Here is a 26,762-nt window from a genome sequence, read left to right on the forward strand (position 1 = left end):
ATATTTTAAAAACCAACGGGGGAAACAGGCCGCATGATCCACCTTAAAACCCCCGTTTCACTGTCTACCATATTGGGTCCACTTCAATCCGCCGTCTACATTTCAAAAAAAATTTGTTGCCCTAAAAACATCTCCCAAAATCGCTTTAATCGCAAATACAATATTTTCTTCAATTTTTTGTAGTTTTATAGCAGAGAATAGTCTATATTAAATACTGCGTAAACACCGGAATGGTAATATTGCCAATGTATAACTAACCTTTGCTTTGTAATTAGAACAGACATTTAATATATTCTTTTCTAATGTAAGGAGCAAACATGGAGATCGTCGGATTTGCACTGTTTCTTTTTGTCGCCGGGTGCATTGCAGTCGCAACGGCCGTCTCGGCAATTTTCGTATGGATAGGCGCCAAGCTTGCTGGGATCAGCGGGGCCACGTTTTTAAGGTCGTTCTGGGCGGCCCTCGTGTCGAGCTTCCTCGTCTGGGCCCTGACCGGCATCGGCGCCGCTGTATTCGGCTTTGGCTCGATTGCGGGCTGGATCATCGGGGTCATCATCACCCTTTTCGTCCTAAAAATTATTTTCAACACCACGTGGGGCAAGGCCTTTTTGGCATGGCTATTCCACGGGATGGCGCAGCTTCTTGTGCTGGGGATTTTGGCGCTTATGGTCGTTGTTCTCGGAGTCGCCGCAATTGGTCTCCTTTTGGTTTGAGTTGAGATATGAACATCCAGCGCTGTCCCGGCCGTTGCGTTATAGGATATTGTGTAAATTAAATGAGGATCGGGGTGCAGTCCCCGAATTTTCATCATGAAACCTGTCAGCAAGCTTTCACCGAATATCATTAATCGATTGTCAGGGATATTTTTTGACATAGACGATACGTTTACGCTTAAAGGTAAGATACCCGCCGCGTCGTTTAACGCCCTTTGGGCGCTTAATCGGGCGGGCTACAAGACCGTCCCCATCACCGGGAGGCCGGCCGGCTGGTGCGATCACATCGCCAGGATGTGGCCGGTATCGGGTGTTGTGGGGGAAAACGGGGCGCTCTACTTCCACCTCGATGAGAAAAAAGGAAAACTCGTCAGGAGGTTTTTCATAGACCCCGTCGAGATCGAGGAGAAGAGGGAGAGGCTCAAATCGATAGGGGACGAAATACTTGAGCAAGTCCCTGGAACGGCCTACGCCTCCGACCAATCCTTTCGCCTCTTCGATGTAGCGATCGACTTTACGGAGGATGTACCCAAGCTCTCGAAGAAGGAAATAGACAAGATTTGCGCGATCTTCAAGGCCAACGGCGTTACCTACAAGGTAAGCTCTATTCACGTAAACGGCTGGTTCGGCAACTACGACAAGCTCAACATGACTAAGATCTTCTCTCAAGAGGTCTTGGGTATTAACCTCGACCAAAACAAGGATCGCTTCATCTTCATAGGCGACTCCCCCAATGACGAGCCGATGTTCAGATATTTCCCCAACAGCGTGGGCGTTTCCAACATCACCGATTTTCTCGATGACATAAAAAATCCCCCGGCATATATTGCAGACAGCCCCGGCGGGGAGGGATTTGCCGAGGTCGCCGACATCATCATGTCAAATAAGGCTTGATTTGAATAGAATACTTTTTACAAAGGAGGCCCTAAGTGTGGATTGAAAAATTCTCGAACAAATCGTACCGCTCCATTGCGAAGTGGGGCGCTGTGGACGGATTTCATCACCCCAGCGAAAACCTGACTGACTATATCAGGAAGAACTTTGGTTTTACGCACAAAGATTTTGAGACTCACCATCTCCCGGGGCTGGAAGACATTAAACCCTTGAAAAAGCCGAAAATAAAGGACGACGAAATCAAGAAGATCGCCGGAATCGTGGGGAAAGAAAACGTCGATGTCGAAGACTACGCAAGGGCCCGCCACGCCGTCAGCGCCGCCTACAGGGACGTCATCAGCTTAAGAAAGGGGGATATACAGTATCCCCCGGACGTCGTTGTCTACCCCAGGGGTGAGGAAGATATCGTTAAGCTCGTCAAGCTCTGCTCCGAGAAAAAGATCCCGATAACGCCCTTCGCCGGGAAGTCTTCCGTGACCTATGGCACGGTGCCGGTCAAGGGGGGGATAAGCCTCGACTTCACGAGGCACATGAACAAGGTCCTTGAGGTCGACGAGTTGAGCTTTACCTGCCGCGTCCAGCCAGGAATGTTCGGCCCGGCATATGAAGAGTACCTGAACAGCTACAGGAGCGGCAGGATAAAGGGCGGGTTTACCTGCGGGCACTTCCCCCAGTCGTTCGAGTACTCCTGCGTGGGCGGCTGGGTCATGACCAGAGGGGCGGGCGGCCAGTCGACCGGATACGGGAAGATCGAGGACATCACGGTCTCCATGAGGGTGGTAACCCCGAAGGGGATGATCGTGACAAAGGATTTTCCTGCCGCCTCCATCGGCCCGGACATCGACGAGATAATGATGGGAAGCGAGGGGGCCTTCGGGGTCATGACGGAGGCGACCCTGAAGATATTTCCCTTCAATCCCGAAGACCGGCAGATGTTCACCTGGTTCTTCAGGGACTGGGACGAGGGGCTCGCCGCCATGCGGGAGATCATGCAGGGCGGGTTCGGCTTTCCGTCGATGTTGAGAATCTCCGACCCGGAGGAGACCGACATCGCCATGATGCTCCAGGGATTTGAGGGGAGCCTTCCCGATAAGATATTGCAGCTTCTGGGCTACAAGCCGGGAAGACGCGTAATCCTCCTGGGGTCGTCCGAGGGGGACAAGGACCACGGCAAGCTCATCAAGAAGAAGATCAGGAAGATATCGAAAAGACACGGCGGCCTCGGCCTGGGATCAATGGGGGTCAAGGGGTACTGGAAGCGCCGCTACAACGACCCCTACATGAGGGAAGACCTCCTCGACATTGGGATCATGTCAGACACCCTTGAAACCGCGTGCACCTGGAGCAATATCAGGCACGTGTGGGAGAATGTAAGGAAGGTGGTCAAGGCGAGGCCGAAGACTATCTGCATGGTTCACGCTTCCCACTGCTACCAAAACGGGGCAAATCTATACTTCATTTTCCTGTCTCCCATGGCGAAGGGAAAGGAGATCGAGGACTACACCAAATTTCAGGCGGACATCGTAAACGCCATCCTGAAGGCGGGAGGGAGCCTCTCCCACCACCACGGCATCGGAAAGATGTTTGCGCCGTGGTACAGGGAGCATATAGGGGAGGTTTCCTTCGGGATGATAAAGGCGATAAAGGACTACCTCGATCCAAAGAACATCATGAATCCGGGCGGAACCCTTGGTCTCGACCTGAAGGGGAAGGGGGAGAAGGGGGAAAAGTAATCTCCCCCGAACTTTTCTTCGGTTGATGGGGGATTTTCTCAAGAAAACGGGAGGGAGAGCTGGCTCTTTCCCTCATCGGCGGTGAATTGCGGCCGGATCAGGTCGGCGGTGCATATCTCGCCCGGCATGTCCGGGTTTTTGCAGGAGCAGACGGAGAGCCTTATTCCGTGCTTGTCCGCCGCCTCCCTCGCCCTGTCATAGCCTTTCTCCCTAACCCCCTTCGAAACAAGCTTGCTCCTGGTTGATGATCCCACACTCTCCCAGCCCGATCCCGTGAAGATCCCCTCTATGAGCCTCATGTTGAAACGGTCGAGCTCCCGCCTGAACTGCTCCTCTATCGCGGGACGGAGGTGGAGGTAGCTTATCGCGACCCTCTTTATTCCCCTTTCGGCGAGCTCGCGAAAGAGCGTGTCGAAATCCTCATTGGAGTCGGTCACGAACGGGATCACCGGGTCGATCCGAACCTCCGTCTTTACGCCGATCTCCATAAGCCCCTCGATGTTTTTGAGCCTCTCGGCCGGCGTGGCGGCGTGCGGCTCGAACCTGTTCCTGTAATCTTCCGAGAGGGAGACGACACCGATTCGGGCGGTGACCAGATCGGAGTGGCCGCCGCCGGAGACCATATCGAAAAAGCGCCTTGGGATCACCCCCTTCGTGAGAAAGGAGATCGGTATTGAGCTTGAGAGTAGTATCTCCATCGCCTTGACCGATATCCTCAAGATATCCGGGTGGGGCTGAAAGGAGTCGGACGCGGTGTTGAAGAGGACGTTCGGAACCCTCTCCCGCTTCCTCGAAAGCTCTGATTCCAGCTTTTCGGGGAGGTTGTCAAAGAGGACGGCCCTTCGACTGCCCGGCGCCCCCGGGTACCCCCGGGCGTAGCAGTAGACGCACCCCAAAAGGCAGCCCATAGTGATGTTTATCGAGGCTATCCCCTTGAGGCAGCCGAAGGTTCCCTTTTTCAGGACGCTGGTCTTCCTCTCTCTTGTCGTCACGATGAAGTCGTCTGACGGAGGTTCCATCTCGATACCCGTCGAGCTCTTCCGTTAATGAATCACCCCTTGATTGTCGGCAATACCCGTGAGACTATTCGAGGCTTTATTACCTATTAAAGGCTTCGTTCAATATCATGTCGATCGGGGAGAACGGTTTCAACGGCGGGGCCGATAGATATTGGATTTGCCGTAAAAGTCCCTCCCTTTTTGACAGTTGAAAGAAATTAGAGGGGAAGAAGCCATTAAAATTAAAATGGGGATCGTCCCGTGTTCGCTCTGAGCCGGCAAAGAAGCCACCGACTTCGTCACGAAAAGACAAACCCCCATCCTCCCCCCCCCCTCACAAAGACGCCCATTTCCGTAAATCGACCAACCCCTTGCCCCAACCCCCCTCTGAAAAGAAGGCCCTGAGGACTACTCGGTTTCGGGTCCCAGCGACTCGATTCTGCTTTCAAGGCAGTTCCTCAACTCCTTCTTTAGAGAAGCCACCTCTTTTTCCAGCTGTGTCACCCTCTCTCTAAGCTCTTTGTTTTCCACCTCGGTCCTCTTTTCCTTATACATTTTCCCCGCGTCAGGGGCGCAACCGAAGGTCGAAATGATAACAGCGGCGAGAAAAAATACGGAAACAAAAGCTACTAAACCTCTTTTCATGAAACTCCTCCAAAAGAGTTTTGCTTACTATAGATTATCGGTTTTGAGGGATTTAGTCAATGTTTTTGTTGACAACCTCCCGTTTCCGAGACTATTATTTTATCCATGGTTAACAGGACTGAATTCAGGGGTATTGTCGTCCCCCTTTTGGTCTCCGTAAGCCTTGTGGCCTTGATAGTTGCGGGTTTTTTCGGGCTTGCCGTTCCGATATTTCACACTTTCAGCTTCAAGAAGAAGCAGGCCGAGGCGCAGAGACTCCTGGAGAAGATATACCAGTCGGAGCTCTCCTATTTTTCCAGGCACGGCTGCTTCGATAGTGATCCGGACGTGATCGGCTTTGTGCCGGACTCCAAGAGACAGGATTACACGTGGAAGATTCTTAAATCCGACTGCAGAAGCTTTCTCGCCAGGGCCTGGACGAATATCGACGACGACGAGCACCTGGACATCTGGGAGATAACCGAGGCGGACAGGTGGATACCCCTCCACGTCTACAACGACAGTACCGATACGGGGGTCGAGATAGACCCCACCCGGCCGTTCCCCACAAATATTGACGACACAAACCTACAACGATAGAAATCCAAACAGCCCGCTGCATGAACGGCTCATCGGCCAATCATATTTTTTTGGATTCCGATCCGGTTCCGTTGCGAATCCGATAGTAGAAGACGGCCGCAAAGATTGTCACCACCGCAAAGATGACAAGGGAGGTCGGGGTCGCCCCGAAAGGCCCCCCAGTCGGCGGGTGGGCGCGAAAGAGACCCGCCAGACTCCTGGCGGTGACGTAGAGGAAGACGTAGGATAAGATCAGCTCGCCCCTGAAGGCGACCCTTTTTCTCCTCAAGAGGAGAAAGAGAAAGATGAAAAGGTTGAAGGCCATATGATAGATCTGCGTGGGGTGGAGCGGGGCGTTTAAGGGCGCGATACGGGATTCGGTAAAGACTATCCCTATCGGGAGTTCGGTGGGTATGCCGTAGCAGCACCCCGCCATGAGGCACCCTATCCTCGCGACGGCCTGGGCAAGGGGGATGGAGGGGGCGTATAGGTCCGACCAGAGCCAGGGGTCGAGCCGCTTGACCCTGAAGTAGATAACGACGGCGGAGAGCGCCCCCAGAAGCGCCCCCAGCATCGTAGAGCCGGTGTTTAGAATAGTCCCCGGCGATGAAAAGTAGCGGGGGATATTTCTGAAATCGATCAGAATGTAGAGGAGCTTACCTCCTATGAAAGTGCCGACAACCGCCCACAGGTAGAGATCGATCCCCGTCCAGACGTCCTGTCCCGACCTCTTGACCTCGTAAAAGAAAAAGAGCGATCCCGTGAGAAGCCCCAGGGCGACAAAGAAGTTATAGGAATGTATCGTGAAGCCTTTGATCGTGAGGAGGTCGGGGTGCATTGGACGGCGAGGTTCCTTAAAGAATCGGTTTTGACAAAAATAACGGTTTTTATCGGCTTTGGATCAATTAGTTAATAGAAAAAACCGGCGGTCAGAAAGCCCTTTCTGGAATATCCCCGCCGTTTTCAAAGTTACTGGGAGTCCCCGTGCCTTCGGTTTAAATGATCCGCCCGGTGTGCCAACTAAACCACCCAACATCGCGATAAAACCGCAGCGTTAAAGCAGGAGGGACTCAAATAGTACAATCCAGCTGTACCCCCCCCATATTTTTTCGGCACCCCCCCCACATCTTTACGGCCGACTCCAACCACGCATTTACGGCGAGGTGTGGACGACGCCCTCGTCCCCCTTTGCCTCCCTGCCGTTGAGCATATCGCTCACGGCGCTCAAGATCGTCTCTACGTCGAGCTGGTTCATGCAGTGGTCGGGGCCCATTGGGCACTCGCTCTCGAAGGAGACGGCATTATCGGGACTGATACAGCCGTCCGGGTAATCGCAAGTCGGCCTTGTCTGCAGGTGTCCCTGGCCGTCGAATCCGAACTGGAGGTGGTTGGTCGGCCCCCACAAGACCACGGCGGGGACGCCGGCCAGATGTGCCAGGTATGCGTGGGGATTATCCGCGGTGATGACAAGGTCGAACCTTTTCAGAAGCGCCAGCTCCTGCATGGGCGTAGTCAGGCCCAGAAGGCTCAACGCCCCCCGGATGTAGATCGAATTGGCGTTTCCGATCTGAACAACCTGAAATCCCTCGTCGTTGAGCCTCTCTACGAGCTCTTCCCACTTCTTTGGGTCAAGCTCCATGTGCGGCGACACGACAGAGGGCGAGATCAGGATGTTCTTTTCCTTAAAGGGTATCCACTCGGTAAGCAGCGGGTCTTCCTCCGGGAGGCCGGGCACGAACAGGAGCTCTTCCACCGGGGCTTTAAGCTTGAACATCTTCGCCAGTATATGGTATGCCTTTTTCCCCGGTTTTCCGAAGTCCCGATGATCCCAATATGCGGTGTTCAATATGGCCGCATCGGCGGGCGGGTGGCCGATATTTTCTATGGCCGGATGATCCCTGAAGATGTAATCGTAGGAGGTCCTCATGACGAGGTTGAACCTCCTTGACGGATCCCTGTCGACCAGCTGCTTAAGGATGCCGGACACCATGAGGGCGTCCCCGGCGTTTCCGACGAGGTTGATCCATACCGGCTCTTTCGTCTTTTTGAGGTTCACGGGGGGATGCCACTTTCCCCTGGAAACAGGCGGGTATAAAGCTTCGGGCTCCTTTTTATAATTATCTAACTCTTCTTGTGTCATGGAGTTCGGGATATACTCGATTCCGGTTGTAGGCTCGAAATATTTTTGGAGAAATGTTTTCCTGTATACGCACCAGGGGGACTTGTCCATGAAGTTCCTCGTGACCGCCCAGGCGTCCAGGGCGCATCCTCCGTGGCATATATCCCAGAAGCGGCAGCCCTCACAAGGTCCCTCCTTCAACGCCTTGGTTCTCTCCCGAAGCATCTCCTTTATCGGGTCTTTCAATATTTCCGTAAAGGAGCGGTCGAATATCGATCCGTAACACATCAGTCCCCAGTCCGATGCACATCCACACTGGTACATCATGCCGTCCGGGGTCATCCCGAAGTGGGTCTCCGCACACACCCCCGACTCGTTGCAGAGGAGAGAGGGATTGCTGTTTGTGAGGTGATCGACAAAGCTCCTGAATGGATCGCTGGAAGGGTGTCGCTTGCGGTTCTTCCACCATGTCGGGAATATCTCTCCGAGGAATTCGGCGTACTGCTTGGGCGTGATCCCCAGCTCCCGGGACCTCGGCTCGTCCTTGTAGAAGAGGACCGGATTCAGCATCATCGATCCGTCCCGGGTCATATTCGCCAGGAAGTTGAATATCCCGAGGGGATCCTTCAAAGAGTGTTTGGTGATGACGTGGATGATGCCCCAACTGAGACCCTCCTCCTCGAGCTTTTTCACCCCCTCCAGGAATTTCCTGTTGTATGTTGACGAGTCCATCTCTTTTCCGGGGCCGCGAACGCACGGTGTCGGGTCGTAACTGGTGCCTATGCTGTCTATGCCAAGGAGGCCGAAGATCTCCGTAAAGCTGTTGTCGAACAGCGTCATGTTGCTCTGCATGGCGTGATCTATTCTGGGGGCGGTCTCCTGGCAGTGCTTATTCTGGATATCAAGGGCCCGATAGTAATATTCGGGGCCGAGCATCATCGGCTCGCCGCCGTGCCAGATCACCTCCATCTCCTCGTCGGGGCGCTCCAGAAGAAATTCATTTACCCTCTTAAAAAACTGCTCCAGAATCTCTTCCGACACGGTCTTAACCTTGCTCCCCTTCCTGATTACGTCGCAATATGCGCAGTTGGAGTTGCAGGCCTCAGTGACTTTTAAGATTACGGTAGGCATTAATTCATCTCCTGTTGTTGCGGTTGGCTGTCCCTGTTGTCTATCTCAAAGTATTTTTGATCCAATATATCGAGCATTTCTTTGAAAAAGGGCGCGGCCGAACAAAGGCCCGACTTGTCGATCAGCCTCTCGAACTTCCCCAGACACACCCTCCACCCCTCGCACGTGGAGCAGGGGAGGTTCTCGAGGAAATAACGCCTCCACGCCCGCTTCTTCTCCTCCAGCTGAAGGCACACCTCCATTGAGTCGACCTCGGAAATATTTTCGGCGATGAAGTTTTTTGATGCCAGATCGGAGTAGGTAAGGGCCGCCCTCCCCTGAGAGTCGAGATGAAGGAAGTCCTTCGGGTCGTCGAAGTAGACCGAGCTCCAGTCGTTGAATTCGTGGGGGTTGTAATTTTCGATCAAATAAGAAAAAGGCTCCACGTTGGCGTGGGACGTGGTCATCAGTATTGCATATGTCATGAGATCCGTCAGGGCCTCCCAGTTCGGCGACTCGAAGCCGAAGTCGACCCCGCACTGAAACCCCGTGGATGAGAGGGTTTGGAGTCCGACGACTCCCTCTTTATTGTCCGCCGGGAACAAAGGGCGCAGGTTGAGCTTGTGAATCAGATCGAATTTCTGCTGAAGGTCCTTAAAGCTCCCGGGGCCGGGGGAGTAGAGGATTACGGGAATCGTCTCCCATCCTCCGCTGAAATCTAAGAGGTCGAGGGTCTTGTCTGTTCCAACGACTATGGAGCGAAGCCTGTTCCTCGAGGATAAAACGTCGTCGGCCGCCGGGACAATCTCCGAGATGTCATTCACATGGACGATCAACTCGGCGTCTCTTCCCTCCAACGCCTCGATGAGAGACGGCTCATACGGTAAGACTATATTTTGAAAGTCCATCTTCTATCTCCTGAAACCTGACCGGCGCCTCCTTTACAAAGTGGTTGAGAATCTGGCAGACACCTCCGCCGGAGCATCTCATGGTCTTTAGGTAAACGCAGTCCTGACATTCATCGTAGATTCCCGCAACCTCGTTTCTGATCTGCTGGTGCAGGTTGCCGAAATACTCGCTTATTTGGCCCATATTGTCGAATTCAAAGATCGACCTCCTGTGATAGCCGGACATGGGAAAGCAGCTGTAAATCTCGAGGTCGGGCGTAACGTCCAGCGCCGGCCCGCAGCCAAAGTCGATCTGGCCGGTTGTGCGGAAGATCCACCCGAGCTGCTCGTCGTTGAAGCTGCAGAGGGGAAATCCACAGTCCAACCCGGGGCCGAGCTGGAATCTGTCGAAGAGCTCCCTGTATGAGTAGAGCCTGTCTATAACCCCTTTGATCTCGTCAGGGCGGATAAAAATATTATCGTAGCCCGGGACAGGGGACGCGATCCCAAGGCGGAGGCCGTGGTGCATCCCGAAGCGAATCAGAAGGTCGAAGATGAAGTCTATCTCGAAGTCGGTCCTGTATATGTTGAATCCCGGCTCGGTCCATGGACCCATAACCGAGAGGAATTTATGTACCTTCTCGATCTCCTCTTTCGGCGTCGGGGTCTGCTTCGGGTTGTTGAGGTTGCATACAAAGCTGAGCTGTTCGGGTGGAATATTCGTCAGGTATTTTTTCATCTCATCGAGCCTTTTGTCCGACATGATGCCGCTCGTGAAGACGTTGACCTTCATGTCCCGCTCGATGAGGTATAGGACTATGTCGGTAAACTGCGGGTGAAGTGTCGGCTCGCCCCCCAAAAGGGACACGAAGTTCTCATCGGAGAGCTTGAAAAAATCGGTGAGATAAAGGAGGTTTTCCCAGGACATGATATCTTCGATGCTCTTTTCGTCCATCTCCTTTTTTGCAAAGCAGTATGGACAGGAGCGCACGCACTTGGATGTCAGAAGGACGTTTGCCATGAGCCGTTATCCTTATTTCCGTCAATATGATAATTATAAGTACGAAAGCTTCAGTATCTCCAAGCGTTCCTTGAAATAGTAATTGAGGTGATTGAAGCTCTTCTTTCGATAAAAGTATACATAAAAAGGTATACTTTTTCTCTATTGTTCTTTAGATTAAAAGCGGAACTAACCGCTATGGTGTGTAAAAAATACTTAAAAAATCGCCGGCTGCCAACTTGTCGGTTTTCTTTATCGTCTTGTTCAGGGAATCGAGTGCTCAAAATTATTCAAAATTCACAGGTGGCCAACAGAATCTATACGTCAAATATGAAGTGGTAGTACCTTAAGTATCTGAAGTAATTGTAGTAAGACCTGCTGTATCTTGAATAATTGTAGTAAGACCTGCTGTATCTTACGTAATTATAGTAAGACCTGCTGTACCTGAAGTAATTATAGTAAGACCTGTTGTACCTTGAGTAGTTATAGTAGTTGTAGTACCTTCTGTAGGACCTCGAGTAGTTGTAATAGGCTGCAGGGGGCACACATTCGTCCTGAAAGAAGGCCGTGGTTGCTGCAAATGTCCCCGCTACGGCAACGCCTTTCGCTATCCTCTTTATGGCTTCGCGCCTGCCGATCTTATTTTCCATTAAGGGCGATTCGATATTTTTCTCGTCCTTTTTATCCGCCATTGGCTCCTCCTTATCTCTTGAAGCATCAATAAATTACATGATGCCTTTCATTACATAACTTTTCCATCCAAAATTAAACCAAGATAACTCTTTATCAACGGTCCCGCAAAGGTAAAACTTCAAGCGGTCTTAAAAAACTCTTCGTTTCAATCCTATTACAGAAGTCTCGGATTAATAATACCTACTGTATCTGAAGTAATTATAGTAAGACCTGCTGTACCTGAAGTAATTATAGTAAGACCTGCTGTATCTGTAATAGTTATAGTAAGACCTGCTGTATCTGTAATAGTTATAGTAAGACCTGCTGTACCTGAAGTAATTATAGTAAGACCTGCTATATCTGTAATAGTTGTAGTAAGACCTGCTGTATCTGTAATAGTTGTAGTAGTTGTAGTATCTATAATATCGGGAGTACCTATAATAACGGTAATATCGATAGTATCTGAAGTAATTGTAGTAGGCTATAAGATCATCCTGTCCGCCAAATGCCCTTGGCGCCATGAAAGCGCCCGCAAAGGTCCCGGCGAACGCGACTCCTTGGGCGATTCTCTTAATCGCCTCCCGCCTGCCAATCTTCTTCTCCGCGATATTCTCGGGATTTTTTTTCATGTCTTTATCCATGTACAAATCCCTCCTATTGTAAAAGATCAAATTCCAGATTAGATCTCAAATAGATCTCCTATTTGAATCTCCACTATAACTACAAAAAAGACGCAAAAAACCAAAATATAGGAAATTTTACCACAAAGAAAAAAAACATGTCAAATAAAAATTATCAATGTTGTAATGTTTTTTGCTACCTTTTTTTCACCTTTCGCATCGTGGTTACCGGAACATAGGACCAGCCGGAGGATGAGATTGTATCTATCAGGGGATTTTTAACGTCGTTTACGTCAAAATCGTACTCATAGACCTTGCCGAAGGAGCTCGGCTTCGGCTCCTTGAAGGCGTACGACGTTCCAAACTCCTTGTAGGCTATGGTCCTGCCCTGAAACGAGGACTTGGAGAAGCTGATGGTCGGGACACCCTTTTCCCAGCTCACCTCGCCGATCTTTTCGAGAGCCCGAACCTCACTTTTTGTCTCGTCCAGAAGCAGATAAATCTGATAGGTCTTTTCAAGCCCGGCCTTGGCGAAAATCTCGTACCACTCGGCATCCACCACCCTGAGCTCCACTAGTAGGTCGGTTTCATTCGATTCCGTGATCTTAAAGGGTACTTTTTCTCCCCCGAGGCCCAAGATATTTTTCTTAAGCTGGCCCTTCGATACGGGGGCCGTTCCAGGCTCCGGCCTCTTTATCCCCCTCAGCGCGTCCATAAATCCCATATCGTACCTCCGTGCTTTTCAGTCAAAGACTATAATCCCTTGAGAATATCTCTCTTTCAAAAAGATTATAAACAAATTTTTTCTCTGGATTGTGACGTAAATCACTTTTTTAGTCAAATATTTTTGTGAGAAAAGGCGCGGCGTCATCGGAGCCGTTCACCTTCCATATTTGACCGGATTGGTGACCAAAAGGTTAAAAAAATGATTTTAAAATACGGGCAGGTGAAGATTTCAGCGGTTAAAGGAGATTCCATTGAAATAAAGTGGATTTTCGCTAAATATTACACAGAGAAACGACCGGTCTTAATTAGAGCCCCCCTTCCTTGACATATATGTCGACAATCTCCTTTGCGGTATCGGTGTCCAATATCCCGTTCAGCGATTTGGTCTCGAAAAAGCGCTTCGGGAACCTAAGCTCTCTAAAGTCGAATCCCATTTTCTTCTTCATCTCGTTTTTGAGCCTCCAGACCTTTTCGCCCATATCCGTGAGGGACTTCGGCGTAGCCTTTATCCCTATAGAGTCGAGGGCCTCGCAGACGAGCTCCTTGTCGCCGTAGATTTTCCTCGCGAAGAGGCAGATGTGAAGGGAGGTCAACATACACCTGTCGATCTCCTCCTCGATCAGCTTTCTTACCATCTCCCTCTTGTCTAATTTGTCCATCGTCTGGTCGAGGGCATAACCGGCGTTGTCGAGGTGGGAGTGTCTCGCGCCCACGGACTGACCGATCATCGCGCCGTAGCCGGTGTGGTATCCGGTCATCTCGTGCTTGCCGAGGACCATCGCGAAATCCTTTCCGCCGTACTTCTCGGCAAGTTTGGCGAGTCCCATTCCCACGTCCCTGTAAAAAGTATTAGGGCGTTTTACGATGTTCGCTATTATCTCGAGGTAGGCCTCGGTATCCCCGAAGTCCACCTTGAGACCGAGCTGGTCTTCGGTCAAAAGCCCCTTTTTGAACATCTCGGTAATCCACGCCAGGATAACCCCGGTGGACATGGCGTCCAGCCCGTACTCCTCTACGGCGTCGATAAGCCTCAAAACTCCCTTCTTGTCCCCGACGCCTATCATGCTCCCCAGTGCGAAGATCAGCTCGTAGTCGTAGCCGACGCCGGTAAATTTCGTCTTGTAGCCGGGGCCGTACTCGATCCTCAGAAGCCCGATGTGGATGCATCCCGTGGGGCAGCCGCTGCAGGAGAGCTTTCTCAACAGGAGGTCTTCCGCGAAGGATACACCGTCGATCTCATTTGCGAGCTCGAATTTCGTCTGAGTGAGGTTTTTCGTGGGGAGCCCTCCCGCCTCGTTCAAGGGGACGACGTTTATCGGCGTTCCGATTTCGTGGTATTTTTTCATTGCGCCCGACTCGGTGGCTATCTTATGTATCTTGTTGTATACCTTGTTGTACTCCTTCGGCTTCAGGATTGGATAGGAGCGGTTTCCGCCTATGACTATCGCCTTGAGCCTCTTGGAGCCGAAGACTGCCCCCAGCCCCAGCCTTCCGAAGTGGCGGTACGTGTCCACGTTGACGCCGGCAAAGCGGATCATCTTCTCTCCCGCCTTGCCGATCCTTATGATGCTCCGTTTTCCCGATCCGATATGCGTCTCCCTGTCCCTCAGGACCTTTCCGGTCCGCTCCACCCTCTCACCCCAGATGAATCCGGCCTCCTTTATGTCCACGGAGCCTTCGGTGATCGCGATATAAACCGGGGAGCTCGCCCTCCCGGTGATGACCACGGCGTCGTAGCCGGAAAACCTCATCGCCATGGCGAGGCGTCCGCCGGCGTGGCTCTCACCCAGGTTTCCCGTAAGGGGCGACCTGAACACGGCGGCGGTCTTCGTCACCACCGGAAATATCGTGTTCATGGGGCCGATGGCGAAAATGATAGGCTGGTCGGGATCGAGGGGGTCTTGATCGATCTTCACAAGCTCCGAAAAGAGCTTCATGGCCACCCCGCTTCCGCCGATATACTCCATCAGGTCTTCACGACGCTCGATCTTTATTTTTCTGGTCGTAAGGTCGATGTAGAGCACCTTTATGTAGTTCCTACCCAGCATTCTTTTCCTCTTCAACGTCCCTTGCCATTCTCTCCTCTTCCTTTACGTAATCCTTCGTCTCCACCTCGACCATCTCCAAACACTCGTAGGGGCAGTGGCGGGCGCACGATCCGCACTCGACGCAGATAATAGGGATGTGGAGTTCGTTATCCATCGTTATTACGCCCACGGGACACGCGGCGACGCATTTCTCGCAGGCGAAGCAGGCGTCCCTGTTGAACTTGACCCCGCCGCCAGCCCTGGGCGTCAGGGCGCCGCTCATGCACACCTCGGCGCAGGGTGGCGGATCGCACCCCATGCATATATCGGCTATCATCTGGCTCTGAAAGCCGCCCGCCGTCCTCACGCGGATGGCGCTGCGCTCGACCGAGAAGCTCTGATAGCGGACCCGGGCGCACGTCAGCATACAGCCCATGCAGGCTATGCACTGATCCATCTTTACGGCCCTTAGTACTTTAGGCATTCTATATCACCTTAAATCTCTGGACATTTTTATTAAATGAAGAACGCGATTAAAAGGAATTGGAGAATCGACAAAGAACATTGGGTAATAAAGGGAATTAAATTAAACGCGCCCAACTTCTAATTATAACAAGAAATTGCAGAGACGTAAAGAAAAAAGTCTTCTATTTTATATAATCAAAAGATGCCCGGTCGAGTGTCTTTAGATTCCGTTCGTCCCCTTTTTTTTCTTTTGTATAGGCCAGAAGAGGTAGGTCAGAAGCGTGAAGAGGAGAAGGAGCGCTGTGAGAATATATATTATCTTGAGGGACACGCCCAGGTCCTCGATGTAGATCAGCCTTCTTAGCCAGGTGATGATAAACGACCCGTCGTACGAAAACGTCGCCGAGCTCCTCCTCCTTAGATTCTCCTCGATTATAGTCAGGGGGCAGAGTGTGCCGGTCGCCTGCATGATGATGGTGAATATGAGGGCAACCGTGTGAAATATCCTCAAACCTTTCAGCCTGAAACAGAGGGCAATCGGAAGGGCCGTGATGATAAAGATGATCCACGCAAAGTGAACCACAAGGACGGCATCTGAGAGGATGTTTTCCATTTCAAACTTGAAATAGGCACTCGAATTCTAAAGGTAACTATTTCTCCTAAGCGACCGATCAGGTATTAAAGTATAACATATTTGTTATCTTTTAAACCAAGTTTCTATGCCTAAACCTTCATTGAGTTATAGCTAGTATATACCCCATATCAAAAAGAAGATGAATAGGGCACTTACGTGAAGGTTTCGGCTGTTATACAGTTAAAAAAATATTTGTCATCCTTCATCATTTAAACCATTTTCTTGTGTAAGTTCAATCTGCACATCCTTCTTTTTAGGTAAGAGGTGACTTGGTAGAAAGACCAGTCCCGCAATGAGCGTCGGAACCACTGCGCTCGCAATGACCACCGCTACCAGAAAGGAATATTGTTCCTGTGTGACAATATTGTGAGAGAAACCATAGAGTGCGGAAATCGTTCCAAATGTCAGACCGGTGGACATCATGAGAGTGTAATACCATCTTTCATCACGCTTGCGGCGAAATCGGCCTATCACAGGATAGAGTCCAAATATCTTTGATATTACCTTGCCGCCCAACAAAATAAGAAAAACAAGAGGAGCAGAAATAAGAGCGGGCAATGAAACAAATGTGCCGGCACGAATGAAATAGAACGGCGTGAAAAACCCTACCGTCAAGGTTCGAAGACGACGAATCCAGTACATGTCACTGACTGAAAACTCCGCCAAAACCATTCCCACAATATACGCTGGGAGCACCGCCTCGCTGCCTGACCAGAGAGCCAGGGCACCCAACCCGAATAATATAAAAATCACCCATTTTGTACGAATCGCTGCCGTACGATGGGCGTACACACGTGTGAGCCAACGACTGGTGAATGGCAATACTGCTAATATAAATACTGTAACCCCAATGAAGATAGCAGTCTTGTAGGTAAAAGGAGCGAAGAGCAATCCGAGAGCGATAACCGTTCCTAGATCATTTATGAAACAAGCGCCTAAAATACCCTTGCCGAAATCGGTCTTATTGAAGCCGGTTTCCAACATCACCGCATACACGACAGCCATTGAAGTCGTTGAAAGCGCTACGCCACAGAGCAAGCTGGCTTGAAGATTCCAATGCAATACATAGTACGCGAGCGCAGCACACCCGAAAAACGGCGCAAAAAAACCAACGAGTCCTATTACCGTTACTTCTTTCAGTTTATTACGCAGCACATCCGGTTCAAGTTCTGCGCCAGCTAAGAATGTGAGCAGGACAGCCCCCGAAGCGGCAAGAAAACGTAACCATTCCAAATTAGATCCAAGAGCGTCTGTCTTGCCAAAATAACCTGCAACGGCGGCTGCAACTATACCAACACAGATTTCTACTAAAGCGATTGAGATGCGCAGGTGGTAGGCAACAATAGCGGAAATAACGGCGAGCCCCAACCAAAGGGAAGCGATCGTAAAGGTGTGTTCCATGCAAAGTCCCCCTTCAAATCTTTAATTTTACGACTAATTTAGCGGTAAAATAAAAAACCCGCTATATAGCGGGTTACGGCCATGCTGTCGTTATGACTCTACCGCTATAATAAGTTAAAGCGATAGGAGTCATCAGCCAAGCATATGGGCAATTAAAGGGGGACCCCATCCCCAAGTTTTTAATTTTATCAAAAAGCCAATAAAAATCAAGAGAAATCTTGCAATAGATGCTATCAATATTATATTAAGCAACTATTTATTTAACTGAAAAAGTTACACCCCCCCTCACACCCTCTCGTAAGGATCGAAGAGCTTGTTGTGCTCGTCGATGGCGTATTTGTCCGTCATCCCGGCGATGTAGTCGGAGATCACCCTCTTATCCCCGTTCGTCCTCATGAACTCCTCGTACACGGCAGGGGGGAGCTGGAGGGGGATGTTGAGATAGGTCTTGAAGAGGTCTTTCAATATCCGCTCCGCCTTGCCGCTCATCCTGACGACCCGGTAGTGGCGGTAGAGCTTCTCCATGAGAAAGGTCTTCAGCTCCTCGTTGAGAACGTTCATCTCTTCGCCGAAGAGCGCAATCTTTTGCGGGGCGGCCCTTATGTCGTCGACGGTCTTGATATTGAACCTGTCGATGTTCTTTGCGGTCTCCTCGACGACGTCCCTTACCTGTTTCCCTATGACCTTCGACACGGTGACGAGGCGGTGGACCTTGCTTGCTTCTCCCGGGTGCTTGTTTTTCGCCTCGGTGTAGGTCTCCCCCCAGAGCCTCACATCCATGATGTCGTCGAGGTTCAGCATTCCCGAGGCGATCCCGTCGTCTATGTCGTGGCTGTTGTAGGCTATCTCGTCGGCGATGTCCACGACCTGCCCCTCGAGGGAGGGAAACCTGTGGTCGGAGAACTCCGACGGCCCGACGTTGTCGTAATCGGTGGTGTGCTTTGCGATCCCCTCCCGCACCTCGTAGGTGAGGTTCAGGCCGTTGAACCCGGGGTATTTCTTCTCCAGCTCGTCGACGATCTTGAGGCTGTGGACGTTGTGGTTGAAGCCCCCGTCATCCTTCAGGAGCTCGTTTAGGGTTTTCTCCCCGCTGTGGCCGAATGGGGGGTGCCCCATGTCGTGGGCCAGGGCCACGGCCTCCGTCAGGTCCTCGTTTATCCCCAGCGCCCGCGCTATGGTCCTTGCGATCTGGGAGACCTCGATGGTGTGGGTGAGGCGGGTGCGGAAGTAGTCCCCCTCGTGGTAGACAAAGACCTGGGTCTTGTATTCGAGCCTCCTGAAGGCGCTGGCGTGGATTATCCTGTCCCTGTCGCGCTGGTAGAAGGTCCTGGTGTTATCCTCCGGCTCTTTGTGCCTACGTCCCCTGCTGTTCTTTGAGAGGGAGGCGTAGGGAACGAGGTGGGCTTTCTCCCACTCCTCCGTTCTCTCCCTTACGGTTATCTTCATTGGTCTGATATTAATATGATTATATGATCTTGTGTGATCGGACGAGATAAATAAGTCAAGGGGCCACCCGATAAAATAGGCCCAAGAATATTAACCGGAAATAGGCAACAAACTGAATTATAACTGACTTGAGCATCGAAGGCAGCCAGCCAAAAACAGTACCATCCCCCCTTACACCCCTATTCTATTATAAAATATGACGGCCCCTTTAGGACGAGACCCGGGGCGCCGGGAACCCTATTCGTTTACCTCCATCTCCTCGACTGTGACACCCCCGGAGGGTGATACCGGAAAGACGTTCGGCTCTTCGAGCTCCTTTTTGGCAAAGGCCTCCACCACCGCCCCGGAGAGGTCTTCCAGGCTTTCCTTTTTAACGAGGACTATGGCAGAGCCGCCCAGACCGGCGCCGGTAAGCCTTGCGCCAAAGACCCCCTTAACACCCCTGGCGGTATCCACCACGAGGTCAAGCTCCGGCGAGCTCACCTCGTAATCGGTTTTAAGGCTTTCATGGGACAGGTACATCAGCTCTCCGAACTCCTTGAATTTCCCTCCTTTGAGGTGCTCCACCGCCTTTATCACCCTCTCGTTTTCGGTGATGATGTGACGCGCCCTCTTGATGGCGTTGGCGTCGACCTTGCCATCTATTTCCTTGAGGTCATCCAGTTTTGCGTCCCTCAGGGCCTTTACCTCCGGGCGGAGCTTTGCGATCGCTTTCGCCGCGGCCTCGCACTCCTTTCTTCTGTCGTTGTAGACGGAAGACCCGAGCTCCCTCTTGACCCTGGTGTCCACGACCACGAAGGTCTCGTCTTTGAGCTTCATCGGGATATATTCAAAGCTTGAATCCCTGCAGTCTATGAAGAGGGCGTTTCCTTCCTTTGCATGGACGCACGTCATCTGATCCATGACGCCGCACTTGACGCCAACGAAGTCGTTCTCCGCAGAGTGGGAGATAGCAACGATCTCCTCGGATTCAAGCGTATAGCCGAACTGCGCCGCAATGACGATAGCTGTCGAGACCTCCAGCGCCGCCGATGAAGATAGTCCGGCCCCTATCGGTATATCGCTCCTGTAGAGGGCCCAGAAGCCGTTCATGTCACGGCCCGACTCCTTTATTTTCAACGACACCCCCTTGACGTAATCCGCCCAGTTCGTCTTGTTGCCTTCGCCCCTTTCGCCCTTCACTATTTTGGAGTTGACCTGAAACTCCTCTATTCCTTGAAAGCCGACCGACTTCAGCCTGACCAGGTCGCCGTACATCGGCCTTGCCATTACGTAAATCCTCTTCTCAATGGCCATCGGGAGGACAAATCCCTCGTTGTAGTCGGTATGCTCGCCGATCAGGTTCACCCGCCCGGGGGCGCTGGCCAAAAACTTCGGTTTGGTATAAAATATCGACCCAAATGACGCCCTCAAAAGGAAAATATTGTTGTCCATACATCGTCCCTTTTATTTTTTTTAGAAAATTACACTACAATTTTATAGTCTATATGGGGGGAAAAGTAAAGAGGAAAAGGGCGGGGTTGATATGTTTTTTGTCGTTTGGGGCGATTGCTGAAAGCCGGCAAATCGAGATTATCGCGTTTTCACCGGTTGCCGGCGTATGTTTAGAACAAAAACCCCGCCGATTAAAGAACGGATGATTCGTGGGTTGTGGTCGATCTAACTCTTTTTGAAGCTAAAGGTGTGCTTGTTAGAATTTGCAAGCTTAAACAGGCTTGAACCCGTTACCGCCTGAATGATCTTTTCTCCTTTCAGATGATGGTCGGAAAATGACAGGACGCCTCCGGGCTTTAAGACACGGTGAAACTCCTTGAGAAATCTCTCCGGCTCGCCGAAGCCGTGAAAGACATCATACAAAAATACTACGTCTATGCAGTTGTCCGGGAGCCTGGTTTTACAGTTTGTCTGGATCGTCTCGATGTTGTTGAGTCCCGCCCTTTTCGCACGCTTCGTGACGCTCTCTATGGCCAGCGGGTGGATGTCCGCGGCGTATATCTTGCCTTTTCGGCCCACAAGCCTTGCCGCGCATACAGAGTAGCTCCCGGGCCCGCAGCCGAAGTCGAGAACGCGAAATCCAGGCTCTATATTTACCTCTTTTAATACGTTCTCCCTCGGCCTTATGAAGTCCCTGATCGAAATCATCAGGGAAGTCAGTTTAAAATCGATATTGCTTCTAATCTTGTCTTCTTTAAGTTCCACTTCTTCCTCCCTTTCAGCTCTTAAGGATTAACCTTTTGGTTCAGATGGCCTTGGCCCCTCAATATAATAAACATATGCTCAGGCAGCTCGTTCCTTACCAATCCAAAGGCGAACTCTATCGACTCGTCGTCCGGCCTGATGAGATAAGAACCCTTAAGGTTCGGGCTCTTCGAGTCCATCAGGAGAAGGGCGTCGTCGCTCTCGTCCACGTTCAGAATGTCGTAGAGGTCTTTTCCCGTGAGCCTCTTCGGTATCGTAAGCCTTTTGGTCACTAGGACGGATATGTTGGTATTGTTACTCATATCTTTTTCAACCTCAATCGTAAACAGCATAGATAAACAAAATTTTGAATTTGTTTCTAACGCTCGGCCTTTTGCCACAGAGAGACTATTTCTCCCCTTGGGTCTGTGATAATGGAGAAAAAGCCGGTTCCATTCACCGCTGTCTCCCCCTGTATTATCGTTGCGCCGAGTCTTTTGGCCCTTCTGGTCTCCCGCTTAAGGTCTTCGACTATAATGTAGGTGGGCCTTATGAAACCCTCGTTACGATTGTCTTTAGGCACGCTGTCGAGATGGTCGATCCTTTTAAAGAGATGGGAGATGATGCATTCTTCCTTTCTTCTTCCGTTAGATTTTTCTCTCCCCTCATCCATAAGGGAGCTGTAGAACTTGACCGTGCCCCGATCATTCGATCCGGCAATCCTCTCTTTTATATGTGAACCGAACATTTTAGACTCCTCACTAACGTTTACGCATTACGCCTCAATCTGAAATTCGACCTCATTTCCTTACGATTATCGACTGCATGAAATAGGGGAAATGGGTTATGGTCTCGTATTTTTTCATCCCTAGCCGATCAAGGAGGTCCCCCATCTCCTCCGGCAGATACGAGGCCCTGATGGAGCTTATAAACCCCCCGTTCGACGGAACGAGGTAGAGCCACCACACCCTCTTAAGGTCGTAGAGATACAAGACCCCGTTACCTTTTACCGCTCCCATGAGGTTTTCGATCACCTTCTCCGGGTCCCTCCAGTGATGGAGCGAAAACGAGGAGTACACCAGGTCGAACGTCCCCAGCTTCTCGATCTCCTTTTTGTCCACTGCGTTGCAGGCGAGAGAGCGGACTCTCCCGTCAAGGCCGCTCTCGCTGATGTACTCGTTGGCGAACTTTGCCATTTCGGGCGATAAATCGAAGGCGGTGATCTGGACGTTAGGCATTTCTTGAGCGATCATGGCGGCCAATGTGCCCGGCCCCGCCCCTACTTCGAGATACCTGCCGGAGATGTTTAGGGCCTTGATGCCCTTTATCAGCGATGAGTATTGCATATCTTTGGATCCCCTGTGAACCTTTCTATACCTGTCGACGTTTTCAAAACCGGAGATTGCCTCTTCTTTATGCTCGATTCTCTTGAACATCACACACCTCTTAATCTATTGATTTTCGCCGTTACCATTATTTCTTTTTCTCTTCGGCCTTCTTTACATACTCCTCGTAGGCGGCCTTTCCCTCTTCCTCCCAGAATTCCTTGTAATGCCGCCAATTCCTTCGCGAGAACATGAAATCCCAATCCTTGTCGAAGAAGGCCCTCTTGTGATCGGCGATGTGGCCATTGAAGTTTTTAAACTTGCTATTATGGGGAGGATACATCCTTAAACCTGTGAAGAGAAGCCTTGCCATGATGATAATTCCGAACGCCTGCCAGAATGTGATCTCATCCAATCCGAAGATCGCCGGTATGAGCCAGTTCCAGAGCCACATTATCACGTAGCCGAAGAGAAGGGCGAAAAGGAACGTAAAAGTGAGCCCTAAGAACACCATGCCTACAATGTGCCCGGCCCTTCTCGCGATCCTTCTTTTCTTTCGGCTCTCTATATTTCTTTCTTGTCCTGTGTCTTGTCTTTCCATTTTTTACCTCCAATGCTATTTCTTTAAAACGTTATTGACGTTGTGATTGAGGTCGGCAAGCGACTCCTTGATCTTTGCAATCGCCCGCGATTTCCTTGTCAAGAGCGTCCCCATCGGCACCTCCCAAAGCTCGGACAGCTCCCTGAATTTAGCGCCGTTAAACTCGGTCTCGATAAGAACCGCCTTCTCCTCGTCGCTCAAATCCCCGATCGCCCCAAATATCCGCTCCCTTACCTCTCCCCTCATGACCTCGTCCAGGGCGTTGTACTTCGGGTCATGAAGGATGTTTGAAAGAGAGAGGTGCGAATCCTCGTCATCCGTCGTGTCAAACTGCACCATGTCTTTTCTCTTGCGCATGTGGTCGATCACCCTGTTCCTTATCGATCTGTAGACGTAAGACGACAGGTCCTCGATCGGGTCCATCTCGTCGTTTCTGCTCAGGACGCTCAAAATGACATCCTGGACTATGTCCTCTCCGTCCCGGTCGGCTGCATCCTCAATGAGCCGCTTGACGTAGTTGACCAGCCTGCTCTGTTCCGTCGACCAGAATTCGGTCAACCTCTTCTCTGCCGCTTCTGTCATCATGTTATTTAAGACGTTTTAAGGTCGGTTTTATTTCGCAAACAGGTTTTTTTTGGATTTTGACACATTTCGGTGTCGGGTAAAAGGGGAAATGGCGATTTTGGGAAGTTATGTGGGGAAAATATCGAATTTACGCCCGCCACCTACCCCAAATCGGGAAAAACGAGAGAGGTTTTATCAGGGATAAAACAATTTCAGGAAGTACGACAACGATTTTCTTCCACGGCTTTACCCCTTATAAAATCCGAGACAAATTGAGATGCAAATCATCGATCTGCATCCCTTCCATAAAGAGAAAGGCGCTCAAATTCCCACGTCGTCCCAGATACGAAGTTATCGAGCGCCCTTCTTTTGATAGCTAAATCCTAACCCTCCCCATCCGGGCAGGGCCTGGATTGCTTTCTATTTCCTATTTAGAGCCCCTTTTAAGGTCCACGAGGTAGCCCTTGATCGCCCCGATCCCCAATATGTAGATGATAACCCCGATAAAGAATCCCAATATTGGAATCATGGTGATGATAAAAACGACCAGGGCTCCGACCAGAAGCTTGAGCCAGTAGGATATCCCCTCCTTTTTGAAGAGGGAGAAGATCAGTCCCCCGGTCGCCGCGGCCACGAGGATCTCCCCTATGTAGAGTCCGATCAAGCAGCTCAAGATGATAAGGACGGCGAGGGGAATCCCGACCAGTGTGAGGGCGAGGACAATGACCGCTATGGGCGCAAGAAGGAGGAATAAAACCCCCCAGCCAAGGTTGTTCATCATCCGGTGGAAGACTCTCTCCGTAATCCCGGAGACGAAGCTTGGAAACAACTTGTTCAAAACGAGGCCCACGATGATAAATCCTATCAGGAAGACGACCCAGACAACGACAAAGAATACCATTTTAGGGCCGTATTCCTCCTCTTCTTCGGCCGCAGTCTCGTTTACAGCCCCCGACGTAACCGCTCCAAGGGATCGCTTAAACGTATCGGCCTTGTAGTTGAGATCTCCCGAGAAGACCGCGTCTTTCGTTATGGTGAATTCATCCGCCCTGATGTTCGATTCGCCGGCAAATTCACCCGAGGCGATGATCATAAACGCCTCGGCGTTGGTTTTAGACAGATAATTTCCGGACAGGTCAACCTCCAACGCTCCCACGTTGAGGTCTCCCTTTATCGTTGCCGGGATATCCACATCGAAGCCGTTTATGAAGGCGTTTCCTTCTACGACCCCCCCCATTTCCACCTCAAAGCCGCGAACCAGGGCGCTTCCCGTAACCGTGCCGTTCAACTTGATTTCTCCCGCGTGGATATAGAGGTTACCTTCGACCCTGCCGTCGATAGAGACCTCCCAGGCCTCGACGTATAGATCCCCCGACACCGACTCGTCTTTCCCCAGCGTGTAGGATTCTCCCCTAAAGGTCTTGGACTCCGTTGCAAGGGCGGAAGAGGCAACCAAGATGAAAAAAATCGCCAGAATTATCAATATGGCGGTTGTTTTTGTCCTCATCTCAAAACTCCATTCGTCTTGTTAGTGAAACAAAAAGTCTTAAAAATCGCGTCCTTCCGGCTCGACCGGATACAATCCACCCGATTATCCGCCTCCTAAAGTTCATTGTCAATCGATAATTGATCTGAGACTTATCCCGCAACCACGGTGATTTACTCCGCTTAAAGACGCCTCACTCGGGAGGAAGCTCGACCGCGTCCAGGGCCCGCCACTCCCCCTCGAGATCCTTCCAGTCGAGGGGCGGAGATTTGTCAGGCTTGAACTTGACTACGAAGGCGCAGTAATCGTCCCCCTTGGCAATACATTTCACCTCCCTCGCCTCGGCCGCCTGGTTCGAGATCGCCTTTCCTGTGCCATCCCCGATCCCCTCTATGAAGCTTCGTGAAATGGTGCACGATGGACCCTCTGATTTCATCCCGTGCGATTCATACAAGTCCCAATACTTGAAGATTCCTACTGCGAAGCCGTCACCGCCGATCTCCGCCAGGGCCCTCGATTTTCCCCATCCCGCATTCGGATATATGAACCTGTTGACCCCGTCGAGACTGTCGAGAGCCGATTTTACGTCGTTCCAGCCCCACGATTTCATAATCCCCTCGCTTACCGCCTTTCCGCCGGCCTTCGCCACATCGTGCAGGATGGCGTTCGCTCCCCTCTCGGTCAGAATATCGGCCATAACCTCCTTGAACGCCTGGATCGATCTTACGGTCCACATGTCGTACATGCCGCCCCCCTTGAGCTGGAGGTTTCTTGTCTTCATGTCCCAGGCAAATATCTCCGGTACGACGCTTTCTTCTTTGGAGACGGTCAGGATGGCATTGTCGGTGAAACGCTCAAACGACTCCCAGGTCGGCCCCTCCTCCACCCCGGCCCCTAATTTTTTCATGAGATTCCTTACTATCATTGTGAGCATCCTCTGGCCGGACACATTGACAATCTCGTCTGCGAAGGCCTTGATGAATCCCTCCCTTATGAGAAAGAGCCTCTCTTCCGCACCCTCTGTGATCAGCTTTATAAATCCTCTATCGGCGTCCCAAACTATTTTTCTTTGATTAGACATAATTTACCTCCATAAGTTATTTTAGCAGTATTGAATTGATAAATTGCACAATAATATGAATTATATGCTTACCATAAGTTAACTTTTAACTTCCAAAATCGCTTTTCAGCAATATATCAAAGACAGCCCTTACTCTTAACAGCGGCACGGTTTTTAAAAGCGAGGCCCCCTCCGAGCAACCGATGATCGCCCTTTTTCCCTTACCCCGCAGACAGGACTATTCTTCTAAAACAGGCTTCCGAGAAAATAGAGCGCGGCGACGGTCATGAAGAGTGGAGGACATATCTTGTAGGGGACAGCGGGGGTTCTCGCCCCGGTAAAGAGGCTCAAGACCGCCATTATCACAAGCATAACCGTGGATGACCTGTAGACAACGATCGAAGCCGGGCTCTTGGAGCCGCCCCACACGGTAACGACGACGACAAGTCCCCCGATAAAGCAGAGCGTGAGACCCTCGGTAACCCACTCCATTGTCAAGACCCTTCTTTTGTCTATCGACTCAAGTTTGAAATCATCGACAATCTTTTTGGTCATTACGATATGGGCGAGGCCCCAGAATGCGATCATAAAGGAGCCGGTATATAAAAGCGCGTCACCGTTCATGTATTCATATACAAAATAAATTTGTAGAAATTATATCATATTTTATTGGAAATGGGAATGTATTTTAACGATTGGGCCAAATTTCTACGGCAAAAAAAGAATTAGCATGGTTTGATTTATCCTTATTGTCAAGATTGTTGTATTAATGCTTTTTTCAGATAAATAGATACATCTCTCTCCCACGTTATTGGTAGTGGGTCAGTTTAAATTTTTTATCAATCTTATCAGTTCTGCATTAAAGTAAAAACTTATAGTTATATTATTAGACAAGAAAAT

General features: G+C 50.8%; 28 protein-coding genes. 4 read left to right on the forward strand and 24 right to left on the reverse strand.

The annotated features are described in order from the left end of the window. Window positions 1-317 precede the first annotated feature (317 nt). The 3 genes from JW984_14010 to JW984_14020 all read left to right on the forward strand — a co-directional run bounded on the left by JW984_14010 (window position 318) and on the right by JW984_14020 (window position 3,340). Window positions 318-713: a hypothetical protein gene (locus JW984_14010; protein MBN1574309.1), complete on the forward strand. Its 396-nt coding sequence runs from the start codon at window positions 318-320 to the stop codon at window positions 711-713. Window positions 714-809: 96 nt separating this feature from the next. After that, complete coding sequence (locus JW984_14015; protein ID MBN1574310.1) at window positions 810-1,607, forward strand: HAD family phosphatase; 798 nt, start codon at window positions 810-812, stop codon at window positions 1,605-1,607. A gap of 35 nt (window positions 1,608-1,642) precedes the next feature. Continuing rightward, window positions 1,643-3,340 (forward strand): FAD-binding oxidoreductase, encoded by a 1,698-nt coding sequence (locus JW984_14020; GenBank protein ID MBN1574311.1) that lies wholly within the window; start codon window positions 1,643-1,645, stop codon window positions 3,338-3,340. Between the two features lie 38 nt (window positions 3,341-3,378). On the opposite strand, the gene JW984_14025 is transcribed toward JW984_14020, so the two are convergent. Then, the gene (locus JW984_14025) at window positions 3,379-4,359 is read right to left on the reverse strand and encodes a radical SAM protein (protein MBN1574312.1); all 981 of its coding nucleotides are present in this window, start codon (window positions 4,357-4,359) and stop codon (window positions 3,379-3,381) included. 387 nt (window positions 4,360-4,746) lie between these two features. Continuing rightward, on the reverse strand, window positions 4,747-4,983 hold the full coding sequence (locus JW984_14030) for a hypothetical protein (GenBank protein ID MBN1574313.1): 237 nt from the start codon (window positions 4,981-4,983) through the stop codon (window positions 4,747-4,749). 105 nt (window positions 4,984-5,088) lie between these two features. Between JW984_14030 and JW984_14035 the strand changes: the two genes are divergently transcribed. Continuing rightward, window positions 5,089-5,562 carry a hypothetical protein gene (locus JW984_14035; GenBank protein MBN1574314.1) on the forward strand — a complete coding sequence of 158 codons (474 nt, stop codon included), beginning with the start codon at window positions 5,089-5,091 and terminating at the stop codon, window positions 5,560-5,562. A gap of 40 nt (window positions 5,563-5,602) precedes the next feature. Here the strand turns inward: JW984_14035 and JW984_14040 are convergent, their stop codons facing one another. From JW984_14040 to JW984_14145, 22 genes are all read right to left on the reverse strand, one after another. After that, entirely contained in the window at window positions 5,603-6,379 is a 777-nt protein-coding gene (locus tag JW984_14040; protein MBN1574315.1) for a prolipoprotein diacylglyceryl transferase, read from the reverse strand. Window positions 6,380-6,694: 315 nt separating this feature from the next. After that, entirely contained in the window at window positions 6,695-8,791 is a 2,097-nt protein-coding gene (locus JW984_14045; GenBank protein MBN1574316.1) for an SPASM domain-containing protein, read from the reverse strand. Beyond that, window positions 8,791-9,678 carry a hypothetical protein gene (locus JW984_14050; GenBank protein MBN1574317.1) on the reverse strand — a complete coding sequence of 296 codons (888 nt, stop codon included), beginning with the start codon at window positions 9,676-9,678 and terminating at the stop codon, window positions 8,791-8,793. Before JW984_14050 ends, JW984_14045 begins: the two co-directional genes overlap by 1 nt. Beyond that, window positions 9,647-10,678, reverse strand: coding sequence for a radical SAM protein (locus JW984_14055; GenBank protein ID MBN1574318.1), 1,032 nt, complete (start codon window positions 10,676-10,678; stop codon window positions 9,647-9,649). The genes JW984_14050 and JW984_14055 overlap by 32 nt, the downstream gene beginning before the upstream one ends. Window positions 10,679-10,974: 296 nt before the next feature. Beyond that, a complete protein-coding gene (locus JW984_14060; protein MBN1574319.1) occupies window positions 10,975-11,349 on the reverse strand; it encodes a hypothetical protein in 375 nt (124 codons plus the stop codon). A gap of 171 nt (window positions 11,350-11,520) precedes the next feature. Continuing rightward, window positions 11,521-11,970 (reverse strand): hypothetical protein, encoded by a 450-nt coding sequence (locus JW984_14065; protein MBN1574320.1) that lies wholly within the window; start codon window positions 11,968-11,970, stop codon window positions 11,521-11,523. Between the two features lie 175 nt (window positions 11,971-12,145). Further along, window positions 12,146-12,673, reverse strand: a complete 528-nt coding sequence (locus tag JW984_14070) for a hypothetical protein (protein ID MBN1574321.1) — start codon at window positions 12,671-12,673, stop codon at window positions 12,146-12,148. 307 nt (window positions 12,674-12,980) lie between these two features. Beyond that, complete coding sequence (locus tag JW984_14075) at window positions 12,981-14,723, reverse strand: aldehyde ferredoxin oxidoreductase family protein (protein ID MBN1574322.1); 1,743 nt, start codon at window positions 14,721-14,723, stop codon at window positions 12,981-12,983. Then, complete coding sequence (locus JW984_14080; GenBank protein MBN1574323.1) at window positions 14,713-15,186, reverse strand: 4Fe-4S dicluster domain-containing protein; 474 nt, start codon at window positions 15,184-15,186, stop codon at window positions 14,713-14,715. The genes JW984_14075 and JW984_14080 overlap by 11 nt, the downstream gene beginning before the upstream one ends. Window positions 15,187-15,387: 201 nt before the next feature. Further along, window positions 15,388-15,780, reverse strand: a complete 393-nt coding sequence (locus JW984_14085) for a DUF2784 domain-containing protein (protein MBN1574324.1) — start codon at window positions 15,778-15,780, stop codon at window positions 15,388-15,390. A gap of 216 nt (window positions 15,781-15,996) precedes the next feature. Beyond that, entirely contained in the window at window positions 15,997-17,202 is a 1,206-nt protein-coding gene (locus tag JW984_14090) for a cation:proton antiporter (GenBank protein ID MBN1574325.1), read from the reverse strand. Window positions 17,203-17,487: 285 nt separating this feature from the next. Next, window positions 17,488-18,648, reverse strand: a complete 1,161-nt coding sequence (locus JW984_14095; protein MBN1574326.1) for a deoxyguanosinetriphosphate triphosphohydrolase — start codon at window positions 18,646-18,648, stop codon at window positions 17,488-17,490. 237 nt (window positions 18,649-18,885) lie between these two features. Continuing rightward, entirely contained in the window at window positions 18,886-20,082 is a 1,197-nt protein-coding gene (gene galK, locus JW984_14100) for a galactokinase (GenBank protein ID MBN1574327.1), read from the reverse strand. A 225-nt stretch (window positions 20,083-20,307) separates the two neighbouring features. Next, a complete protein-coding gene (locus JW984_14105) occupies window positions 20,308-20,847 on the reverse strand; it encodes a class I SAM-dependent methyltransferase (GenBank protein MBN1574328.1) in 540 nt (179 codons plus the stop codon). Window positions 20,848-20,867: 20 nt separating this feature from the next. After that, window positions 20,868-21,149 carry a hypothetical protein gene (locus tag JW984_14110; GenBank protein ID MBN1574329.1) on the reverse strand — a complete coding sequence of 94 codons (282 nt, stop codon included), beginning with the start codon at window positions 21,147-21,149 and terminating at the stop codon, window positions 20,868-20,870. A 56-nt stretch (window positions 21,150-21,205) separates the two neighbouring features. Next, window positions 21,206-21,574, reverse strand: coding sequence for a hypothetical protein (locus JW984_14115; protein MBN1574330.1), 369 nt, complete (start codon window positions 21,572-21,574; stop codon window positions 21,206-21,208). A 52-nt stretch (window positions 21,575-21,626) separates the two neighbouring features. Next, window positions 21,627-22,262, reverse strand: a complete 636-nt coding sequence (locus tag JW984_14120) for a class I SAM-dependent methyltransferase (protein MBN1574331.1) — start codon at window positions 22,260-22,262, stop codon at window positions 21,627-21,629. A gap of 37 nt (window positions 22,263-22,299) precedes the next feature. Further along, window positions 22,300-22,752: a hypothetical protein gene (locus JW984_14125; GenBank protein ID MBN1574332.1), complete on the reverse strand. Its 453-nt coding sequence runs from the start codon at window positions 22,750-22,752 to the stop codon at window positions 22,300-22,302. A gap of 15 nt (window positions 22,753-22,767) precedes the next feature. After that, the gene (locus tag JW984_14130; GenBank protein MBN1574333.1) at window positions 22,768-23,337 is read right to left on the reverse strand and encodes an RNA polymerase sigma factor; all 570 of its coding nucleotides are present in this window, start codon (window positions 23,335-23,337) and stop codon (window positions 22,768-22,770) included. Window positions 23,338-23,743: 406 nt separating this feature from the next. Next, window positions 23,744-24,823, reverse strand: a complete 1,080-nt coding sequence (locus tag JW984_14135) for a polymer-forming cytoskeletal protein (protein MBN1574334.1) — start codon at window positions 24,821-24,823, stop codon at window positions 23,744-23,746. A gap of 172 nt (window positions 24,824-24,995) precedes the next feature. Then, window positions 24,996-25,883, reverse strand: a complete 888-nt coding sequence (locus tag JW984_14140) for a 4-vinyl reductase (GenBank protein MBN1574335.1) — start codon at window positions 25,881-25,883, stop codon at window positions 24,996-24,998. Between the two features lie 225 nt (window positions 25,884-26,108). After that, window positions 26,109-26,486, reverse strand: a complete 378-nt coding sequence (locus JW984_14145; protein ID MBN1574336.1) for a hypothetical protein — start codon at window positions 26,484-26,486, stop codon at window positions 26,109-26,111. Between the last annotated feature and the right edge of the window lie 276 nt (window positions 26,487-26,762).

The organism is Candidatus Zymogenus saltonus, assembly GCA_016929395.1.
Lineage (GTDB): Bacteria > Desulfobacterota > Zymogenia > Zymogenales > Zymogenaceae > Zymogenus > Zymogenus saltonus.